The organism is Burkholderia sp. MSMB617WGS (assembly GCF_001532025.2).
In the GTDB taxonomy this organism is placed as follows: Bacteria; Pseudomonadota; Gammaproteobacteria; order Burkholderiales; family Burkholderiaceae; genus Burkholderia; species Burkholderia savannae.
In genome coordinates, this window is the sequence record NZ_CP013458.1 from 2,085,004 (window position 1) to 2,105,534 (window position 20,531).

Below are 20,531 nucleotides of genomic sequence, written 5' to 3' on the forward strand. Positions count from 1 at the left end.
CAGGCCTCGTTCAGTAGTCGATGAGCTGATGCTCGCGCAAATACGCAAGGATCACTTGTGCTTTTTCGACCGAACTCCCTTCAATTACGACGTTTCCGCCGCGGCTTTCAGTCGTCGTAGCGGACAGCATCCGCGCGTGGCCGGAGCGCTTGTCGGCCGCCGCGAGCTTCACCGGCTTGCGCTCGGCCGGACGCGTCGTCCATCGCGCGGCATCGGCCGACGGGCGCACCGCGGCGCGCGTCGCGCGCACCTCGCCCGCGCGCAGCCGCGCATACGCGTAGCGCGGCTGCGCATTCGCGAGCGGATGCACGGCGACGACGGCAGGCAGCGCCGCGTCGACACGCCTACGAACGCCTTTCGGCAAGAATTGCCTCAGCGTCGCGCGTCCCGCGTCGATGCCCACGTCGACCGCCGCACCCGCGAACCGCCAGCCGAGCGCCGCGGCGATGCGGTACGGCAGCATGCCCGTGTCGTATGCGCCTTCGGCTCGCGTGCCGGTCAACACGAGATCGTGGCCGCGCACGCGCTCGGCGAGCGCGGCGGCAGCGTCGTCGCCGTCCGCGCATTCGAGCACCTCGACGCGCGCCGCGCCGAGCGCGAGATAGTCGGCCAGCGCCGGGCAGCGCGGATCGCCCGCGTGGATAACATCGAGCCGCGCACGATGTTCGGCCGCCAACGCGCGGCCGATCTCGAGCGCGGCCGCATCGTTGCGGCTGTAACGCGGCGCGCCCGACACCGGATGGCGCCCTACCGACACCAGCACCGCGATGCTTGCCAGCTTGCGATTCGCGTTCATGCAGCGGCTCCCATGTATTCGCTTTCCCTCGATGCGGCGCTCGATCGCCCATGCGTGGCGCGAGCCGCGCTCACCGCGTCGATCAGCGCGGCGATCGTCGCCTGCGCATCGCCGACGATCGTCAGGTTCGCGCGCTTGACGATCGGCGCGCTGCCGTCGAGATTCACCGCGATCACGTGACGGCAATCCTTGATCCCCTGCAGGTGCTGAACCGCGCCCGAAATCCCGAACGCGATGTACACGCTCGCGTCGACCGTCTTGCCGGTCGCGCCGACCTGCTTGTCGCGCGTGAAATGCCCGTTGTCGACCGCGACGCGGCTCGCGCCGATCGCCGCGCCGAAGGTTGCCGAGAGCGTCTCGAACGCGGCGACGTCGGTCACGCCGTTGCCCGCCGACACGATGAAGTCCGCTTCTTCTAGCGCGACCTGCGCGGCGTCGATCTCTTCGAGGCCCAGGTCGTGGTAATGGTCGCCGGACGAAGCACGTGCGTCGAAAACGGCATCGAGCGCGCGCTCGAGCGCCGCGCCGACGAACGGCAGCTTCGGGTCGACGGCGTTCGGCGCGAGCAGCACGACGTCGGGCAGCGTGCGCGTCGCGAAGCTGCGTTTCGCGTCGACGTACACGCCGACGTGATCCGTCGCGATTTCGGCGACGTGCGTCGCGACGCTCGCGTTCGTGGCCGCCGCATAGCGTCGGCCGAGATCGCCGTCGCCCGTCGCGTTGTCCGGCATGAACACGTGCTGCGGCGACAGCGCCGCCGCGCACGCGCGCAGCGCATCGAGCTCGCGCTCCGGCGCGAACGCGCGGCGGTCGAAGCCGCGCAGCACGATCAGCGTGTCGGCGCCGAGCGCGCCGGCGTCATCGTTTAGTTCTCCGAACACGACGAGCGCGACTTCCGTGTGCGCATCGGCGAGCAACGCGGCGGCCGCGAGCGTCTGGCGCGCGTGCTCGTCGAGCGCGCCGCGCTCGCTGTGCGCGGCAACGAGGAACACGCGCTTCGCGTCCCGCACGACGCGCACCGGCTTCGTGGCCGTCGCGCCGTGCGCGTGCGGCGTCCACCGCGCGGCGTCGCCGGATGCGCCGCCCGTCTCGCCGAGCGTGATGCGTTTGAGTCCGGCCGCGGTGACGACGAACGGCCGGCGCGGATCGATTCGTTTGAGCGTGGTCATCGGGTCACTCCAGCGAGGCGGCGACGAGTTCGGCGACGTCGAGCACGTCGGGCCGCGGGCCGACGACGCCTTCGAGCATCGCGGTGCAGTTCGGGCAGCCGACCGCGACGACATCCGCGCTTACCGCGCGCGCATCGGCGATCCGGATGTCGGGAATTCGCTGCTTGCCCGGAATGTCGGTGAGCGGTGCGCCGCCGCCGCCACCGCAGCAGCGGCCGCGCATGCCGTGACGCTCCATCTCGACGACCTGGATGCCGATCGTCTTCAGAAGCTTGCGCGGCGCTTCAGTCTCGCCGTTGTAGCGGCCGAGATAGCAAGGGTCGTGATAGGTGATGCGCTTCTCGCGCAGCGCCTCGGCCGCCTGCGGCTTGATCTTGCCTGCCGCGACGAGCTCGGCGACGAACGTCGTGTGATGCTTGACCGTGTAGCGGCTGCCGAGCGCGCGGTACTCGTTGCGCAGGCTGTGCATCACGTGCGGATCGGCCGTCACGATCTGCTTGAACGACAGCGCGCCGAGCGTGCCGATCAGGCGCTTCGCCATCTGCTGAAACGTCGCTTCGTCGCCGAGCCGGCGCGCGACGTCGCCCGTATCGGTTTCCGCGCGGCCGAGCACCGCGTAATCGACGCCCGCGTGGTTCAGCACCTTCACGAGCGCGCGCAGCGTGCGCTGATAGCGCATGTCGAACGCACCCTCGCCGGCCACGATCAACACGTCGACGTTGCGCCCCGGCTGCGCGACGGGCGCGCTCAGATCGACCGACCAATCGTAGCGCGCGGCCGCGTCGTAGCCGCCCATCGTGCCCGTCTCGCGCAGGTTCGCGAGCACTTCCGCGCCCTTGCCGGGCACGGCGCCGTGCACGAGCGTCTGGTTGCGCCGCATGTCGACGATCGCGTCTACGTGCTCGATCAGCATCGGGCACTCCTGCACGCACGCGCGGCACGTCGTGCACGACCACAGCGTGTCGGCCTCGATCAGCGACGACACGATCGGACGCTGCGGGCCGCCGCCGTGCTGGCCGACAGGAATGCCGGGCGTCGGGCTGCCCGCGTAAGCGGCGTCGGTGCCGCCCGCCATCCCAATGACGAGATCCTGAATCAGCTTCTTCGGATTGAGCGGCTGACCCGACGCGAACGCGGGGCACGCGGCCTCGCACTTGCCGCACTGCACGCACGCATCGAAGCTCAGCAGTTGGTTCCAGTGGAATTCGGCCGGCTTCGCGACGCCGTACTCGTCGTGTTCGATGTCGGACGGCTTCAATGCGGTCGGCGGCGTCGCCGCGCCATTGCCGGTGTACGGCTCGCGCGTCGCCGCAAAGCGTTCCTGGCGCGGGTGAAACGCGAGATGCAGGAGACCCGCGATCGCATGCTTCATCGGCCCGCCCTTCGCCGCGCCGAGCGTCATCGCGAACGCGCCGACGCCGATCAGCATCGCGCAAAGCACGGCGAACGCGCCCGACATCGCGGCCGTCGGCACGAGCATGAACAGCACGAGCCCGAGCGAGAACGCGCCGAGCAGCCACGGCAGCGTATTCCACGGGCCGCGCGACAAACGCGCGGGCACGTCCTTCGCATGGCGGCGGCGCCAGACGAACACCGCGCCGACGAGCATCGAAAGCGCCGCCAGAAAGATCAGCTTGTCGAGCCACGGCGAGTAGATCGCGAGCCCGTAGTTGACGAACACGAGCGCGAGCGCGGCGAGCGCGCCGCCCGCCGTCGCGACGTGCGTCTTCGCGATATACGGATCGCGCGCGACCACGTGATGCAGATCGACGAAGTAACGCTTCGGAATCGCAAGCAGATTCGCGAGCCCGAATGCGCCGGGCGCGCTCGCGCGGCCGAGCCGCCAGTACGACGAACGCTTCGCGACCGCGAACGCGAGGCCCGCGAGCGACAGCCACAACAGCGCGGTGATCAGGATGGCCGGATTCATCGTCAGAAATCCTTCACGAGGCGCAGCGCGTCGTAGATCGCGCCGTGGATGTTGTGCATCGAGATGCAGTCGCCGACGCGAAACAGCAGGAAGCGGCCGTTGCCGAGCGCCTCGGAAAGGCACGGTTGCGGCTCGGCGGCGAACAACTTGTGCACGTCGATCTGCCCGCGATTGACCGACTCGGGCTTCAGCTTCCAGTACAGCGCGTCGTTCGGCGCGATGCCGTTCTCGATCACGACCTGATCGACCGCGCGCTCTTCCTGCTCCTCCGTGTATTCGTTGCGCAGCACCGCGATCTTCTTGCCGTCCTCTTCGTACACGCGATCGAGCCAGTAGTTCGGCGTGTGGATCACGCCCTGTGCGTACAGGCGGCGATAGAAGATCGGGAACGTCGTGCCGCCGCAGTCGTCGGCGATCTTCACGTCCGGCGTGACGATCTCGACATTCGCGCCGCGGCTCGCGATGAAATCGGCGACGCCCGCGCCCGCATGCGTGCTGACGCCGTCATAGACGAGCACGTTCTTGCCCGGCTCGACGCGGCCCGACAGGATGTCCCACGAGCTGACGGCGAGCCCGTCAGCGACGCCCCACGCCGGCACCTGATCGGTGAAGCTGCGCCCGCCCGTGGCGAGCACGATGATGTCCGGCTTCTCGGCCATGATCATTTTCTCGTCGGCTTCGACCCCGAGCCGCCGATCGACGCCGAGCCGCTTCGTCTCCATGTCGAACCAGCGCACGATGCCCGCCATCTGCTCGCGCTGCGGCGCCTTCGCGGCGAGCACGATCTGGCCGCCGACTTCCGTGTTCTTCTCGAACAGCACGACGTCGTGGCCGCGCGAACGCGCGACGCGCGCCGCTTCGAGCCCTGCGGGCCCCGCGCCGACCACGACGACCTTGCGCCTCGGTCCACGCGACTTCTCGATCACGTGCGGCATCGTCGCCTCGCGCGACGTCGCCGCGTTCTGCACGCACAGCACGTCGAGGCCGTTGTACTGGCGGTCGATGCAATAGTTCGCGCCCACGCACTGCTTGATCTCGTCCTCGCGGCCGTCGCGGATCTTGATGACCATGTGCGGATCGGCGATCTGCGCGCGCGTCATGCCGACGAGATCGACCATTCCGCTCGCGAGCAGGCGCTCGGCCTGGCCCGCGTCGCGAATGCTCTGTGCGTGCATCACCGGAATCTTGACGACCGACTTGATGCCCGCCGCGAGATGCACGAACGGCTCGGGCGGCAGCGCCATCGGCGGCATGCAGTTCGCGAGCGTGTTGTGCGTGTCCGCGCCGGAGCCGATCACGCCGAGATAATCGATCAGGCCCGTCTCGGACATCGCCTGCGCGATCTCCTTCAATTGCTCGTGACCGAGGCCGTCCTCGTGAAACTCGTCGCCGCACATCCGCAGGCCGACGCAGAAGTCGCGGCCGACTGCCTCGCGCACGGCCTTCAGCACCTCGACGCCGAAGCGCAGCCGGTTCTCGAGGCTGCCGCCCCATTCGTCGGAGCGAAAGTTCGTGCGCGGGCTCCAGAACTGGTCGATCAGATGCTGGTGCGCGGCCGAGATCTCGATGCCGTCCATCCCCGCATCCTTCACGCGCTTCGCGGCCGCCGCGAAATCGCCGATGATCCGCCGGATTTCCTCGACCTCGATGATCTTCGCGTTGCCGCGATGCACCGGCTCGCGCACGCCCGACGGCGACATCAGATGCGGCCAGTGCTCGCCGTGAAATGCGGAGCGGCGGCCCATGTGCGTCGCCTGGATCATGATCTTCGCGCCGTGCCGATGCATCGCTTCGGCGAGCCGCGCGAGCGGATCGACGATCTTGTCGGTCGACAGATTCACCGACTTCCACCAGCCTTGCGGGCTGTCGACCGACACGGGGCTCGACCCGCCGCACACGGCGAGGCCGACGCCGCCCTTCGCCTTTTCCTCGTAGTAGCGGATGTAGCGATCGCCGGGCAACCCGCCCGGCTCCGCATACACCTCCGCATGCGCGGTGCTGACGATCCGGTTGCGCAGCGTGAGCTGATTCAGCGTCAAGGGTTTGAACAGATTGGGATAGCGCATCGCGGGCGACCTCTTGCGTTCTCGTGAGCGTGACGTTGGCGTGGAAGATGTCGTGTCAGTGCGAAAGCGGCGACACTTCGAACACGCAATGGTCGTGGCCTTCGGCCGCGCATCGCGTTTCCTTCGATTGCGCGCGCGGCGCGCGCTTGCCTTCCGGCGTCGTGTCGTTGACCCAGTCCATCGCGCCCGCGAACCAGCCGGCGAACATGTAGCAGAGCTTGCCGACCTTGTCCGGCTGCGCGAGCACGAACGACGAATGGCGCAGCTCGATCTTCGCGCGCGCGGCCTCCGGCTCGGCCTCGACGATCGAGAACAGGCCCCAGCCGCGCTGCGACAAGCGCTTCAGGTAATGCTCGAACACCGCCATCCCTGCGATTCCGTGCTGCTTCGCTTCCTTGTCGCACCAGTGGTACGCCGACTTGTAGCCGGCTTGGTAGAGGATGTCCGCGTAGACGTCGCGGCCGAGCGCCTCTTCGACCGCCGTATGGTTGTTCGTGAAGAAATGGCGCGGCACGTACAGCATCGGCAGCGCGTCGGTGGTCCAGACGCCGGTGTTCGGATCGACGTCGATCGGCAGTTGCGGTTGCATCGTGTGACTCCGTGGGGTGAAACGCGCGGCGTCTTCGCGCACGCGCGGCATCGTCCGCGCGCCGTCGCTCGTTGCGCGGGCGCGTCCTGAATCGAATCGGTTGAAAACGAAGAATGCGGAACGCCTACGCGCCCCAGACCTCCTTGAACACGCGCACCCAGTTCTCGCCCATGATCTTGCGGATGCGCGACTCCTTCCAGCCGGCACGCGCCATCGCGGCCGTCAGGTTCGGGAATTCGCCGATCGTTCGGATGCCTTCCGGATTCACGATCTTGCCGAAATTCGTGAGCCGGCGATAGCGGCCCTTGTCGTGCGTGAGCCAATCGAAAAAGTCGACGCTGTAGCCCTGCGTGAAATCGGTGCCGATGCCGACTGCGTCCTCGCCGATCAGGTTCACGACGTAATCGATCGCCTCGATGTAATCGTCGATCGTCGCGTCGATCCCGCGCTTCAGGAACGGCGCGAACATCGTCACGCCGACGAAGCCGCCCGCGTCCGCGATCTCCTTCAACTGTTCGTCGCTCTTGTTGCGCGGATGCTCCTTGAGCCCCGACGGCAGGCAATGCGAATAGCAGACGGGCTTCTTCGAGAACGCGATCGCCTCCGACGACGTATTGCCGCCGACGTGCGACAGGTCGACCATGATCCCGACACGGTTCATCTCGGCGATCACCTCGCGGCCGAAATCCGACAAGCCGCCGTCGCGCTCGTAACAGCCGGTGCCGACGAGGTTCTGCGTGTTGTAGCAAAGCTGCACGACGCGCACGCCCATGTCGGCGAACGCCTCGACGTAGCCGAGGTTGTCCTCGAACGCGTGCGCGTTCTGGAAGCCAAGAATCACGCCCGTCCTGCCTTCCTGCTTCGCGCGAAAGATGTCGTCGGTCGTGCGCACGAGCGTCAGCAGCTCGCCGTTGTCGCGAATCTGCTTTTTCATCAGCGCGATGTTGTCGACCGTCTTCGTGAAGTTCTCCCACACGGACACCGTGCAGTTCGCGGCCGTCACGCCGCCCTTGTGCATGTCCTCGAACACCGAACGTTCGAACTTCGAAATGTTCAGGCCGTCGATGATGATGCTGTCCTGATGCAGCGTGCTCATGAATTCTCCAGTCTTGTCTGCGCGTCGGTCGTCGTGCGAAGGCGCGGCGTTCGGTTCAGTAGATCGGGAAGCGCTCGCAGAGCGCGAAGATCTCGCGGCGCACGCGCTGCTCGGCCGCGTGATCGCCTTGCGGGTTCGTGCGCAGCGCGTCGAACACCTCGAGAATCAGCCGGCCGACCTCGCGAAACTCCGCCGCGCCGAAGCCGCGCGTCGTGCCGGCCGGCGTGCCGAGGCGAATGCCCGACGTGATCGTCGGCTTTTCGGTGTCGAACGGAATGCCGTTCTTGTTGCACGTGATGCCCGCACGCTCGAGCGCCTGCTCGACCTGCGCGCCCTTCAGCCCCTTCGGGCGCAGATCGACGAGCAGCAGGTGATTGTCGGTGCCGCCCGTCACGAGATCGACGCCGCCCGCCTTCAGCACTTCGCCGAGCGCCTGCGCGTTCGCGAGCACGCGGTCGATGTAGATCTTGAAGTCGCCCGTCAGCGCCTCGCCGAACGCAACCGCCTTGCCGGCGATCACGTGCATCAGCGGGCCGCCCTGCAGGCCGGGAAACACCGCCGAGTTGATCTTCTTGGCGATCTCCTCGTCGTTCGTCAGCACGAAGCCGCCGCGCGGGCCGCGCAGCGTCTTGTGCGTGGTCGACGTGACCACGTGCGCGTGCTCGACCGGATTCGCGTGGCGGCCCGCGGCGATCACGCCGGCGATGTGCGCCATATCGACCATCAGCTTCGCGCCGACGCCGTCGGCGATCCGGCGGAAGCGCGCGAAGTCGAGCGCGCGCGGATAGGCGGAGAAGCCCGCGATGACGAGGCTCGGCTTGTGCCGCTGCGCGAGTTCCTCGACCTGGTCGTAGTCGATCAGCATCGTGTCGCGGTTCACGCCGTACTGGACGGCGTTGAACCATTTGCCGGACAGCGCGGGCTTCGCGCCGTGCGTCAGGTGTCCGCCCGCGTCGAGCGACATCCCGAGCACCGTTTCGCCCGGCTTCGCGAGCGCGAGCATCACCGAGCCGTTCGCCTGCGCGCCGGAATGCGGCTGCACGTTCGCATAGCCGGCATTGAAGATTCGCTTCACGCGATCGATCGCGAGCGCCTCGACTTCGTCCGCGAACTCGCAGCCGCCGTAGTAACGCTTGCCCGGATAGCCTTCCGCATACTTGTTCGTCAGCACCGAGCCCTGCGCCTCGAGCACCGCGCGCGACACGATGTTCTCCGACGCGATCAGCTCGACCTGCGACTGCTGTCGTTCGAGTTCCTTGAGGAGCGCGCCGCGCACGGACGCGTCGCGCTCGGCGAGCGATTGCGAGAAGAAGGGATTGGCGTTCGACATAGGGCGTCTCGTCACTGAATTTTGAGGGGCTCCGCAGCGGGCTCGAAGGCCCGCCGCGCGACGTCTTGGCGTCCCGCCGCAGCGGCTGCCGACGGCTCTATTCTTGTCGTTCGGATTTTTCGCCTATTGATGAATTCAGACGCGTTCTTTCCCTTTTCCGACATGTTCGTCACTTTTGAACAAGTGACCGGTCGTGCGTTTTTGCGGTAGCCGCCGCGACCGAGGCGGCCGCCGCAGCCGCGGCGCGGCGGCGGCTGGCGGCCGGCACTGGCCCGGTGCCGCCGCTGCACTCGGGCGGCGCAGCCGCTCACGGTTACGGTGCGGTGCAGCGAAAGGCCGCCGACAGGCGGCCGCCCGGATCTAGGGTTTAGCCGTATGGCACGCTTGTTGCGCTCGATTTCACAATACGCGAGCCGAGCGCCCCGGCCGCATCAAGATCAGATCCAAGGAACGCTTCCCCATGTCGCCCGACCGCACTGCGTCGCTGTCTCATTTCGCGTTCATGCCGCTGCCCAACTTCACGATGATCGCGTTCACGAACGCGATCGAAGTGCTCAGGATGGCCAACTACCTGAGCGGGCAGCCGCTTTACCGCTGGTCGATCGTCAGCCCGGAAGGCGGCTTGGTCACGGCGAGCAACGGACTCGCGGTCGACACCGGCCCGGCCGACTGCGTCGGGCAACCGGACATCGTGTTCGTCTGCGGCGGCGTCGACGTGCAGCGCGCGACGCAGCCCGAGCATCTCGCGACGCTGCGCCGCTTCGCGCGCGCGGGCGTCGCGCTCGGCAGCCTGTGCACCGGCACCTACGCGCTCGCGAAGGCGGGGCTCCTCGCCGGCTATGCGTGCGCGATCCACTGGGAAAACCTCTCGGCGCTGAAGGAAGAATTTCCGGACACCCGCTTTCTGAAAGAGCTGTTCGTGATCGATCGCGATCGCGTGACCTGCACGGGCGGCGTCGCGCCGCTCGACATGATGCTGAACCTGATCGCCGCGCGCATCGGCACCGCGCGCGTCACGCAGATCGCCGAGCAGTTCATCGTCGAGCACGTGCGCGACACGAGCGCGCAGCAACGAATGCCGCTCGTCGCGCGGCTCGGTTCCGCGAACAAGTCGCTGTTCGAGGTGATCGCGCTGATGGAGAACAACATCGAAGAGCCGCTGTCGCGCGAAGAGCTCGCGCGGCTCGCGAACATGTCGCAGCGGCAGTTGCAGCGCCTTTTCCGCGAGCATCTCGGGATGACGCCGACGCACTACTACCTGACGCTGCGCCTGCGCCGCGCGCGCGAGCTGCTGCTGCAAACCGACATGTCGATCATGCACATCACGATGGCGTGCGGCTTCCAGTCCGCGTGTCACTTCAGCAAGAGCTATCGCGACGCGTTCGGCACCGCGCCGACGCGCGAACGCCGCAAGCAGGTTGCGCCGCTCGCGCAACCCGCGATGCCGGGCGGCGCACCCGCGCCGGCGATGATGTTGCACGCCTGAGCGCGCTCGTCCGCGCGAGCGGCGCCGGATTCGGCGGCTCCGGCTCCATTGGCAACTTCGCTTTTCGTCGGACTTCGCACCCCAAAACGAATGGCCCGCCGGCTCTGCGAACCGGCGGGCCATGTTCGTCGCCCGGCAGGACACCCGATCGCGGCGGGCCGCCTATGCGCGCATCATGCGGCCTTCAGCATCCCGTGCGGATCGATGACGAATTTGCGCGGCGCGCCGCCGTCGAACTTCTTGTAGCCTTCCGGCGCATCGTCGAGCGAGATCACCGCGACGTTGACGATCTTCGCGATCGGCAACCGGTCGAACAGAATCGCCTGCATCAGGTTGCGGTTGTATTTGAGGACGGGCGTCTGGCCGGTATGGAACGAGTGCGACTTCGCCCAGCCCAAACCGAAGCGGATGCTCAGGCTGCCGTGCTTCGCGGCGACGTCGGCGGCGCCCGGATCGTCGGTCACGTACAGCCCCGGAATGCCGATCGCGCCGGCGGGCCGCGTGATTTCCATCAGCGAGTTCAGCACCGTCGCGGGCGCTTCCTCCGCATGGCCTGACGAACCGTGGCCGTGCGCCTCGAAGCCGACGCAGTCGACCGCGCAATCGATCTCCGGCTTGCCGAGGATCTGCTCGATCTGCTCGCCGAGCGTCGCGTCCTTCGACAAATCGACAACCTCGAAGCCCATCGCCTTCGCATGCGCGAGACGCTCGGCGTTCATGTCGCCGACGATCGTGCACGCGGCGCCGAGCAGGCGCGCCGACGCGGCGGCTGCCATCCCGACAGGGCCCGCGCCCGCGACGTAGACGGTCGAGCCGGGCTTCACGCCGGCCGACACCGCGCCGTGATAGCCCGTCGGCAGGATGTCGGACAGGCAGGTGAGATCGCGGATCTTCGCCATCGCCTGATCGCGGTCGGGGAACTTCAGCAGGTTGAAATCGGCGTAAGGCACGAGCACGTATTCGGCCTGGCCGCCGATCCAGCCGCCCATGTCGACGTAGCCGTACGCGCCGCCCGCGCGCGACGGGTTCACGTTCAGGCACACGCCCGTGTGCTGCTCCTTGCACATCGCGCAGCGGCCGCACGCGACGTTGAACGGCACCGACACGAGATCGCCGATCTTCAGCGTCTCGACGTCGCGGCCGACTTCGATCACCTCGCCCGTGATCTCGTGACCGAGCACGAGGCCGACGGGCGCCGTCGTGCGGCCGCGCACCATGTGCTGATCGGAGCCGCAGATATTCGTGCTGACCACCTTCAGGATCACGCCGTGGCCGATCGCGCGACCGCTCGGATCGACCATCTTCGGGTAGTCGATCTTCTGCACCTCGACCTTGCCCGGCCCCTGATACACGACACCTCGGTTGCTGCTCATCGCATTGTCTCCATGTCTCGTTGGCGGTGCGCCGCGCCTCGCCCGGCCCGCGCGCTCGGGCGCGTCGGACGGGCTTGCAGCGAGCTTTCCGAGGGTAGTCCGCGAGCCGGGGGGGCGAGCGTCCAAAAACCGACATCGGCTTGGCTGCGGCCGACATCGGAGCGGTAACGGTGGAGGGCAATGGCGATGGCGCTGGTGACTGAGGCGGCGGTGACTGAGGCGGCGGCGACGATCTGCGATCTGCGATCTGCGATCTGCGTGCTGCGTGCTGCGTGCTGCGTGCTGCGTGCTGCGTGCTGCGTGCTGCGTGCTGCGTGCAGTGGGCAGTGGGCAGTGGGCAGTGGATAGTAATCGGCGATTTGCGATTTGCGATTTGCGATTTGCGGCGTGAGCCGTGCGACATGCAATCGCCTCGGCATAACGCACGCATTGCGCCAAGCGGCGTCATGCTGCACGACGCAATGCGTGCGTCGCAACATCTTGCGTCCGGTGCGCGTCAACCGCCGAGCGGCCCGTCCGTATCGCCCGGCTCGACAACAGGCGACGCGAGCCGATGCGCGATGCCCGGCGGCTCCGCGATGACGCCGAGCATCAGCTCGGCAATCGCCAAGCCGGACGCTTGCCCGGTAGGCTGCACCACCGCGGTCGCCCGGTGCGGAAACGAGATGTCGCGCGACACGCCGTCGTAGACGATCAGCGATATGTCGTCGACGAAGCGCCTGCCGCTCTCGACGATCGCCCGGAACGCGCCCGCGCCGGCGATGTTGTTGTCGACGACAAGCGCGCTCGGCTGGCTCGGAAGCGCGAGCAAAGCCTGCGTCGCATCGTAGCCGCCGTCGCGCGTGAATGCGCATTCGCGAAACAGCGCGGAATCGAGCTCGATCCCCGCTTCGCGCAGCGCGCGCTCGAAGCCCGCGCGCCGCTGCGCGGCGAAGTTCAGCGTCTGCGGCGCACACGCGAGCGCGATGCGCTGATGCCCGAACACGATCAGCCGCTGCACAGCCGCGTGCGCGCCCGCCTCGTTGTCGAAATCGAACCACGCATACGGCGCAGCGCTGGCGGTCCAGCCATATGCGACGAACGGAAATTCGCGCTCCTGAAGAAAACGGATTCTCGGATCGTCAACGAACATTCGCCGCGTCCCGTCGTTCGACATGCCGCGAGCGCCTCGTCACCGGCCGCCGTCGTTCTCCCGAATCACCGCCTCCGCCGCCGCGTCGGCCTCGCCCGCATACCCGTCGTGCACCTGCGTGCGCAAGCCCGGCAGCGGCGCCTCGCCGTCGAGCAGATGCCCGCCCCGCTCCTTCGTGCGGACCGTCGCCTTCATCGACAGCCCCACCCGCAGCGGATGCGCCGCCAGCTCCGACGGCTCCAGCGAGATCACCACCGGCACCCGCTGCACCACCTTGATCCAGTTCCCCGCCGCGTTCTGCGGCGGCAGCATCGAGAACGCGCTCCCCGTCCCCGCCGAGAACCCCTCCACCCGGCCCCGATACGTCACCCGCGCGCCGTACAGGTCCGACTCGAGCTGCACCGGCTGCCCCACCCGCATGTGCCGGATCTGCCCTTCCTTGAAGTTCGCCTCCACCCACACCTGCCGCAGTTGCACCACCGACATCAGCGGCACCCCCGGCCCCACCTGCTGCCCGATCTGCACCGACCGCTGCCCGACCGTCCCGTCCACCGGCGACACGATCGTCGTGCGCTTCAGGTTCCGGTACGCGAGCTTGAACTGCGCGCCCGCCTGCTGCACCGCCGGGTTCTGCCCGGCCGGCCGCTCGCTGCCCAGCGCGCGCGCCGCGTCCAGCTGCGCCTGCGCGCCCGCCAGCGCCGCCTGCGCGTTCGCCAGCGACGACTTCGCCCGCGCCAGCTCCTCCGGCGCCACCACCTCCACCGACGCCCCCACCCGCGCCCGGTACGCCTGCTGCGCGAGCTTCAGGTCCGCCTCCCGCGCCTTCACCGTCTCTTCGTACATCCCCATCGACAGCCGCGTGTTCGCCACCTGCCGCACCGCCTGCGCGAGCTGCGCCCGCGCCTGCGCGTACGCCGCCGACGCGTCCGCGTCGTCGAGCTTCACCAGCACCTGCCCCGCCTTCACCCGCTGCGTGTCCGTCACCAGGATGTCGGTCACCGTCCCCTGAATCTGCGCGGCGATCTGCACGACGTTGCCCGCCACGTACGCGTCGTCGGTCTCCTCGCTAAAGCGGCCGACGAGGAACCAGTAGAGCGCCGCCGCGAGCGCGACGATCGCCAGCAGTCCGAAGAACAGCGTGAAGCGGCGGCGGCGCGTCGCGCGGCGCGCGGCGAGCGACGCGGCCGCGTCGGGATGCGCGTGCTCGGACGCCGGCGTCGCGTGCGCGCCGTCCGCGGTCGTCGTATCGTTCGGCGCCTTGGCGCGCCGGGTGTGAGTGGCGGTGTCGTTCAAGGTCTTCGCGTGCGTGATGTCGGTGGCGCTATCGTGCGTTGGCCGGGCATGCCCGGGCGGCGTCGCGGATCGCTCCGGAGGGCTTCGATGTTCGGTTGCAGTGTCGGTTGAATCTCTCGTATTCACAATGGAGGTGGCGCTCGTGGTGATGTCTTCCTACTTGATGGTGCTCGATGCGTTGATGCCCGATGCACCCGCGCTCGATGCGTTCGTGCCTGATGCATGCGCGCTCGACGCTCCCGAATAGCATTGCATCGCCCGCCGAAGCATGCATCGCGTCGACCGCCATTCGATCGCCGCCGCGCGTTCGCCCGTCGCTTCGACCGTCCGCCGAATCCCGCGACCGCACCGGTCAGTCGCGCTGCGGCTCGTTCGCCTCGGCCGGCCGCGACGCCGCCGCGAACGGCTTGCCCGCCTGCGCGAGCGGCCCGCCGCTCGCCTGCCGCGCGTCGAACCCGCCGCCCAGCGCCCCGATCAGCCCCACCCGCAACGTCCGACGCCGCGCTTGCAGCTCGATCGCGTGCGAGCGCTCGTCCAGCAGCGTCAGCTTCGCCAGGTTCACGTCCTTCCGCATCCCCATCCCGCGACGGTGCCGGTCCTCCGCCAGCGCCACCATCCGCTGCGCCGAGCACACCGCCTGCTGCTGCTCCTTGAGCAGCGCATCGACCGTCGACAGCGACGTCAGCTGCCGCGCCACCTCGCCCAGCGCCCCATCCACCGTCTGGTTGTACAGCGCGAGCGCCACGTCCGCGTTCGCCACGTCGCCGCCCAGCTTCGCCTTCAGCCGGCCGCGATCGAAGATCGGCAGCGACAGCGCCGGCCCGATCGAGCCGCCCAGCGCATCGTGCTTGAACAGCGACGCCGGCGCCAGCGCGAACAGCCCGCCCAGCGCCGCCAGGTTCACGTCCGGGTAGAACGACGCGCGCGTGCCGTCGATCGACGCATACGCCGCCTCCACCCGCAGCCGCGCCGCGACGATGTCCGGCCGCCGACCCAGGAGCCCCGCCGGCAGCCGCGCCGGCAGCGGCGCGTCCGCGAGCGGCGCGAGCTTCGGCCGCGCGAGCGACAGCCCCCGCTCCGGCCCGCGCCCCGTCAGCACCCCCAGCTGCAGCTTCTGCAGCTGGATCTGCTCGTCGAGCAGCGCGATCTGCTCGAGCAGCTTGCTGCGCTTGAGCGCCGCATCGTCCGCGTCGTAGCCGTTGTCGATCCCGCGCGCCGCGCGCTCGCGCAGCACCGTCTCGACCTGCTCGCTCGAGCGGCGCTTGAGCAGTAGCAGCTCGCGCAGCGCGTACGCGCGGTCCAGCTCGCCGTACAGCGTCACGATCGCCACCGACAGCGTGAGCCGCGCCTGCTCCGCCTCGACCCGCGCCGCGTCGCGCATCGACATCAGCCCGCGCGTCGCCGCCGCGTTCTTGCCCCACAGATCCAGCTGGTAGTTCAGCCCGACGAACAGCGACGACGACGACACCACCGACTCGCCCACGAGCGGCACCGACACCGGCAAGCCGTTCAACGTCGTATTGATGGTGCCGCCCGAGCGCGGCACGTGCGCCTTGCTGAGCGACGCGCCCGCCGTCGCGGTGAGCCCCGTGAGCGATTCGAACTGCTGCAACTGCGACTGCGCGACGCCGATTCGCGCCTGCGCGGCCTGCAGCGTCGGGTTCTGCTGCAGCGCTTCGGCGACCAGCGCGTCGAGCTGCGGATCGCCGAGCTGCCGCACCCAGTCCGGGCTCGGCCATGCGCCGTGCGTGGCGCCGCCCGTCGTCTGCGCGAGCGCGTCGTCGCCGGGCTCGCGCGGCGCGAGCGTCGGCTTGAACCCCGACGGCACGCAGCCGGCCAGCGTCCATGCAAGCGCCGCCGCCGCGAACCAGCGCGCCGCGCGTCCTCCTGTCGTTCTCGTTGCCGCCTGATTCATCCGCGTCGTCATTCCTTCATGCGCACTGAGTTGCGTGTCGTGACGTGATGTTGAAATGCGTCGGATTCGACCAATCGTCCGCTTGCAATCCCGTTTGTATCGACAACCTGTTCGATGTCATCTCGCGACGATCTCGCCGTCGCGCTCCAGGGAGTCCGGCGTCGCGTCGCGGCGAGATTCGTTCGGGTGACTGAACGATTCAGGCTGACCGGCTCCTCGATGCGGCTCGCGAGCCGCCGTGCCCGAGCGCGCCTCGTCGAACGATCCGAGCCGCCCGAACACGCCGTCGAGCACGCCCAGCGCGATCCCCCGCAGCTTCGCCCCCTTCTCCCGCTCGCACAGCACCACCTGGATCACCTGCCACACCGTCAGCAGATTCGGCACCAGCGCCACCGGAAACCGCAGCCCGTACTGCAGCCCCAGCTGCATCGCGTTGCGCGCGCCGTAATACCGCCGCTGCCACGAGTGATGCATCGCGGTCAGCTCGAACGGCCCCACCTTGTGCCGCCGCCGCGCCCCGATCCGGTGCGTCAGCACCAGCGACGGCACCACGTACAGCGGCACGTTGTGCGCAAGCGCGCGCAGGCAGTACTCGGTGTCGACGTGGTCGATGAACAGCGCCTCGTCGAACCTTCCGAGCCGCGCGTACGCCGCCCGCGAGATCACGCTGCCCGACGAGATCAGGAACGCGCAGCGCTGCGGCGCCGTCTCCCCTTCCACCCGCACCCGGCGCACCGTCACGCCGCTCGTCATCAGCTCCGGCAGGAAGCGCGCTTCGTTCGCGTCGTAGATCCGCGGCCCCGCGACGAACGCGCCCGCGCCTGCCCCCTCGCCCAGCCGCGCGCACGCGTCGCGCATCTGCGCGAAGTACCCCGCCGGCACCGTCGAATCCTGGTCGAACAGCGCCACCGCGTCGACGCCCTGCGCGAACAGCGCCGACAGCCCCGCGTTGTACGCGCCCGCCACCCCGCCGCGGTTGCCCTGGTGCCGCCATACGATATTCCCCCGCGACGACAGCGCCCCCACCCGCTCGCGCGCCGCCGCGTGCTCGTGCGGCGTGTTGTCGACGACCACGAGCGCGTCGCTGTCGCGCGCGAGCGCCTCCAGGCCCGACAACTGCTCGTCCGTCGGGTAATACAGAATCACCAGCGCGCCCAAGCTCGTCATCGCTCTTCCCTCGGTGGTTCGGGTGCTCGCCGCGCACCCTATCGCTGCGCCAAGTCGTCAGGACTTCGACGCATCGCCCTTCGCCCTCACACCCGGAGCATGGCACCTCAATGCCCCATCGTCGCCGCCGCGCCCCGCTTCGGCCGCGTCAGCCACATCAGCCCCGCCAGCAACACGCACGTCCCGCTCGCCATGTAGAACATGTCGTTCGTCGCCATCATGTACGCCTGCTGCCGCACCACCTGGTGCAGCGAGCTCAGCTCCCGCGTCCCGTGCAGACCCATCGCGTGCAGCGCGTCCACGTACCGCTGCGTGTTCTCCGACGCTCGCGTCACCGACTGCGACACCACCGCGTAGTGATACGTCGCCCGGTTGTCCCACCACGTCACGCTCAGCGCCGTGCCGAACGCCGCCGACAGCGTCCTCAAGAAGTTCGACAGGCTCGACGCCGCCGCCAGCTTGTCGTCCGACACCCGCGACAGCGTCGCCGCCGTCAGCGGAATGAAGAAGCACGGCAGCCCCATCCCCTGGATCAGCCGCGGCGTCACCACCTGCGCGAACGTCATCGTCAGCGTGAAGTGCGTGCTCCACCACATCACCCCCGCGAACACCAGGAATCCGAACGTCACCAGCACCCGCGCGTCCACCCGGCTCGCGTACAGCCCCACCAGGATCGAGAACACCAGCGCCAGCACCCCCATCGACGCCGTCGCCAGCCCCGCCTGGTACGCCGTGTAGCCCATCACCGACTGCAGCCACAGCGGAAACACCACCCCCACCACCGAGAAGCTCATCATCCCCAGCGAGATGATCACCACGCAGAACGTGAAGGTCCGCTCCCGGAACAGGCTCAGCTCCACCACCGGATGCGCCTCCCCCAACTCCCAGATCAGCAGCGACACGAGCGACACCCCCGCCACGATCGCGAGCGTCGTGATCAGCGACGAATCGAACCAGCCCCGGTCGTGGCCCAGATCCAGCACCGCCTGCAGCGCCCCCACCCCGATCACCAGCAGCACGATCCCCGTCACGTCGATCGGGCTCGCCTCGCCCCGCTGCTCCTGCGGGTGCAGCATCAGCGTGCACACCGCGAACGAGAACAGCCCGATCGGCAGGTTGATCAGGAAGATCCACGGCCACGAGAAGTTGTCGATCAGCCAGCCGCCCACCACCGGCCCCAAGATCGGCGCGAGCAGCACCGTCATCCCCCACAGCGCCAGCGCCAGCGTGCGCCTGGCCGGCGGGAACGCGCGCAGCAGAATCGTCTGCGACAGCGGCACCATCGGCCCCGAGAACAGCCCCTGCAGCGCCCGGCACGCCACCAGCACCTCCAGGTCCCGCGCGAGCCCGCACAGCAGCGACGTCAGCGTGAACAGGATCACCGACGCGACGAACAGCCTCAGCTCCCCCACCCGCCGCGCGAGCCACCCCGTCAGCGGCACCGCGATCGCCGCGGCCACCGAGTACGAGCTGATCACCCACGTCCCCTGGCTGTTCGACACCCCGAGGCTGCCCGAGATCGCCGGCACCGCGACGTTCGCCACCGTCGAATCCAGCACCTCGATGAACGTCGCGAGCGACAGCGCGAACGTCAGCAGCGCGAGCCTCGCGCCGCGCAGCGCCGGTGCGGCCGGCGCCGGCGGCGCGCTCGCGGCCCGATCCGCCGGCAACGCTTGCGCGCTCATGCCGGCTGCGCCTGCCGCGCCGCCACCCCCGGCGCGAAGCGCTCGATGAAGCGCGCCGCCTCGTCGCAGCCGTTCGGCTGCGCCGCCATCCGCGCCCGCACCTCACCGCAGCGCGCCGCCATCGCCTCGTCGCCCAGCACCCGCAGCAGCGAGCGCGCAAGCGGCTCGCCCCGCACCGGCGCGTCCAGCCGCACCCCGCAGCCGCTCGCCGCCACCCGCTGCGCGTTGTCGAACTGGTCGTGCGCGAACGGCGTCACCACCTGCGGCACCCCCGCCGCGTACGCCAGCGACGCCGTCCCGATCCCGCCGTGATGCACCAGCGCCCGGCAGCGCGGCAGCAGCGCCGCCAGCGGCACGTAGCGCCGCTTGAGCAGCGTCACGCCGTTGCGTGGCGCATCATCGTGCGCCCTCGTTCCCGTTGGCCCCGTCGTCCCGTCCGATGCCGCCGGCGCGTCCGGCGCGAGCAGGATGCCCCGCACGCCCGTCGCTTGCAGCACCTGCGTCACCGCCCGCTCGTAGGTCCGCCCGTCCACCAGCGTCGAGCCCGCCGTGAACACCACCGGCGCGTCGCCCGACGCGACGAACGCGTCCAGCTCCGGGTCCGCCTCGTGCGGCCCCGCGTCGTTGAACAGCGGAAACCCGCTTTGCAGGTGATTCGCCGGCCAATCCCGCTGCGCCGGCGCGAACCACGACGGAAACAGGCACAGCACCCCGTCCGTCGAATGCAGCCACCGCCCCAGAATCCGCCTCGCCGGCGCGAGATCCAGCGCCTGCCGCACCGCGTTCAGCTCCGGCCCGCACACCCGGTCCAGCACCTGCCGCTCGATCAGCGTCATCAGCCCCGCCTTCACCGCCAGCGGCAGCCCCGCCGGGATCGTCAGCCGCTTGTGCGTCGGCGGCGCGTGCGCCGACAGCAGCGTCGACGGCGACACCTGCACCGACACGTAGCGCGTCCCGTAGCGCTCCTGCATCAGCCGCGCCGAGAACGCCCACAGCGTGCCCACCAGCACCGTGTCCGCGTCGCTCAGCGCGCGCAGCGCGTCGAAGTGCGGCCGCACCACCGGCGCGATCACCCGCCACAGCGTCTTGAACGACGTGCGCGGGTCCCACAGCGCCGGGTCCGCCATCGCCTGCGCGTACTCCCGCGCCGTGCCCACCGGCACGAACGCGAAGCCGCTCGCGCGCACCGCCGCCTCGAACGGCGGATGCGTGCAGAACACCACCTCGTGGCCGCGCGCCGACAGCGCCCGGCCCACCCCGAGCAGCGGGTGCACGTCCCCCGCCGACCCGATCGCCGTCACGATTACTTTCGACATCGCTTCGTCACTCGATTGCGCGCGGCAGCCGTCGGCGCGACCGCGAAACGTTCGAACCGGATCGTCCGTCGCCGGCCGGGGTTCGGCCGCCTGCCGTCGGGATCTTCCGTTGAACGAACCGTTCCGTGACACGAACGCGCCTTGCCGTCGCCGCGTCACGCGGCGCGCGCCACGCCTGCCTGCCTGAT

At 69.1% G+C, this 20,531-nt stretch carries 14 protein-coding genes and 1 pseudogene; 1 reads left to right on the forward strand and 14 read right to left on the reverse strand.

Annotated features, from left to right (window positions below; genetic code table 11):
- Window positions 1–10: 10 nt before the first annotated feature.
- The 7 genes from WT60_RS30120 to WT60_RS30150 all read right to left on the reverse strand — a co-directional run bounded on the left by WT60_RS30120 (window position 11) and on the right by WT60_RS30150 (window position 8,976).
- Window positions 11–796, reverse strand: coding sequence for a drug:proton antiporter (locus WT60_RS30120; RefSeq protein WP_060355775.1), 786 nt, complete (start codon window positions 794–796; stop codon window positions 11–13).
- Complete coding sequence (locus WT60_RS30125; RefSeq protein ID WP_060355776.1) at window positions 793–1,965, reverse strand: electron transfer flavoprotein subunit alpha/FixB family protein; 1,173 nt, start codon at window positions 1,963–1,965, stop codon at window positions 793–795. The genes WT60_RS30120 and WT60_RS30125 overlap by 4 nt, the downstream gene beginning before the upstream one ends.
- Window positions 1,966–1,969: 4 nt before the next feature.
- Window positions 1,970–3,895 (reverse strand): (Fe-S)-binding protein, encoded by a 1,926-nt coding sequence (locus WT60_RS30130; RefSeq protein WP_060355777.1) that lies wholly within the window; start codon window positions 3,893–3,895, stop codon window positions 1,970–1,972.
- A 2-nt stretch (window positions 3,896–3,897) separates the two neighbouring features.
- A complete protein-coding gene (locus WT60_RS30135) occupies window positions 3,898–5,961 on the reverse strand; it encodes an NADH:flavin oxidoreductase (RefSeq protein ID WP_060355778.1) in 2,064 nt (687 codons plus the stop codon).
- 55 nt (window positions 5,962–6,016) lie between these two features.
- On the reverse strand, window positions 6,017–6,550 hold the full coding sequence (locus tag WT60_RS30140) for a DUF5943 domain-containing protein (RefSeq protein WP_059578959.1): 534 nt from the start codon (window positions 6,548–6,550) through the stop codon (window positions 6,017–6,019).
- Between the two features lie 124 nt (window positions 6,551–6,674).
- Complete coding sequence (locus WT60_RS30145; protein WP_059578962.1) at window positions 6,675–7,646, reverse strand: dipeptidase; 972 nt, start codon at window positions 7,644–7,646, stop codon at window positions 6,675–6,677.
- A gap of 55 nt (window positions 7,647–7,701) precedes the next feature.
- Window positions 7,702–8,976, reverse strand: a complete 1,275-nt coding sequence (locus tag WT60_RS30150) for a serine hydroxymethyltransferase (protein WP_060355779.1) — start codon at window positions 8,974–8,976, stop codon at window positions 7,702–7,704.
- A gap of 460 nt (window positions 8,977–9,436) precedes the next feature.
- Here WT60_RS30150 and WT60_RS30160 point away from each other — a divergent pair, with 460 nt between their 5' ends.
- A complete protein-coding gene (locus tag WT60_RS30160) occupies window positions 9,437–10,462 on the forward strand; it encodes a GlxA family transcriptional regulator (protein ID WP_038752680.1) in 1,026 nt (341 codons plus the stop codon).
- Between the two features lie 173 nt (window positions 10,463–10,635).
- Here the strand turns inward: WT60_RS30160 and fdhA are convergent, their stop codons facing one another.
- The 7 genes and pseudogenes from fdhA to WT60_RS30195 all read right to left on the reverse strand — a co-directional run bounded on the left by fdhA (window position 10,636) and on the right by WT60_RS30195 (window position 20,343).
- A complete protein-coding gene (gene fdhA / locus WT60_RS30165) occupies window positions 10,636–11,835 on the reverse strand; it encodes a formaldehyde dehydrogenase, glutathione-independent (protein WP_038752682.1) in 1,200 nt (399 codons plus the stop codon).
- Window positions 11,836–12,331: 496 nt separating this feature from the next.
- Window positions 12,332–12,961, reverse strand: a pseudogene (locus WT60_RS30170) (substrate-binding domain-containing protein); the annotation flags it as partial.
- A gap of 45 nt (window positions 12,962–13,006) precedes the next feature.
- On the reverse strand, window positions 13,007–14,260 hold the full coding sequence (locus WT60_RS30175) for an HlyD family efflux transporter periplasmic adaptor subunit (RefSeq protein WP_059582761.1): 1,254 nt from the start codon (window positions 14,258–14,260) through the stop codon (window positions 13,007–13,009).
- A 352-nt stretch (window positions 14,261–14,612) separates the two neighbouring features.
- Complete coding sequence (locus tag WT60_RS30180; RefSeq protein ID WP_186448629.1) at window positions 14,613–16,175, reverse strand: efflux transporter outer membrane subunit; 1,563 nt, start codon at window positions 16,173–16,175, stop codon at window positions 14,613–14,615.
- Between the two features lie 117 nt (window positions 16,176–16,292).
- Window positions 16,293–17,342, reverse strand: coding sequence for a glycosyltransferase family 2 protein (locus WT60_RS30185; RefSeq protein WP_060822742.1), 1,050 nt, complete (start codon window positions 17,340–17,342; stop codon window positions 16,293–16,295).
- A gap of 107 nt (window positions 17,343–17,449) precedes the next feature.
- Window positions 17,450–19,027, reverse strand: coding sequence for a DHA2 family efflux MFS transporter permease subunit (locus WT60_RS30190; protein ID WP_038744240.1), 1,578 nt, complete (start codon window positions 19,025–19,027; stop codon window positions 17,450–17,452).
- Window positions 19,024–20,343, reverse strand: a complete 1,320-nt coding sequence (locus WT60_RS30195; protein ID WP_038744242.1) for a nucleotide disphospho-sugar-binding domain-containing protein — start codon at window positions 20,341–20,343, stop codon at window positions 19,024–19,026. Before WT60_RS30195 ends, WT60_RS30190 begins: the two co-directional genes overlap by 4 nt.
- Window positions 20,344–20,531: the final 188 nt, after the last annotated feature.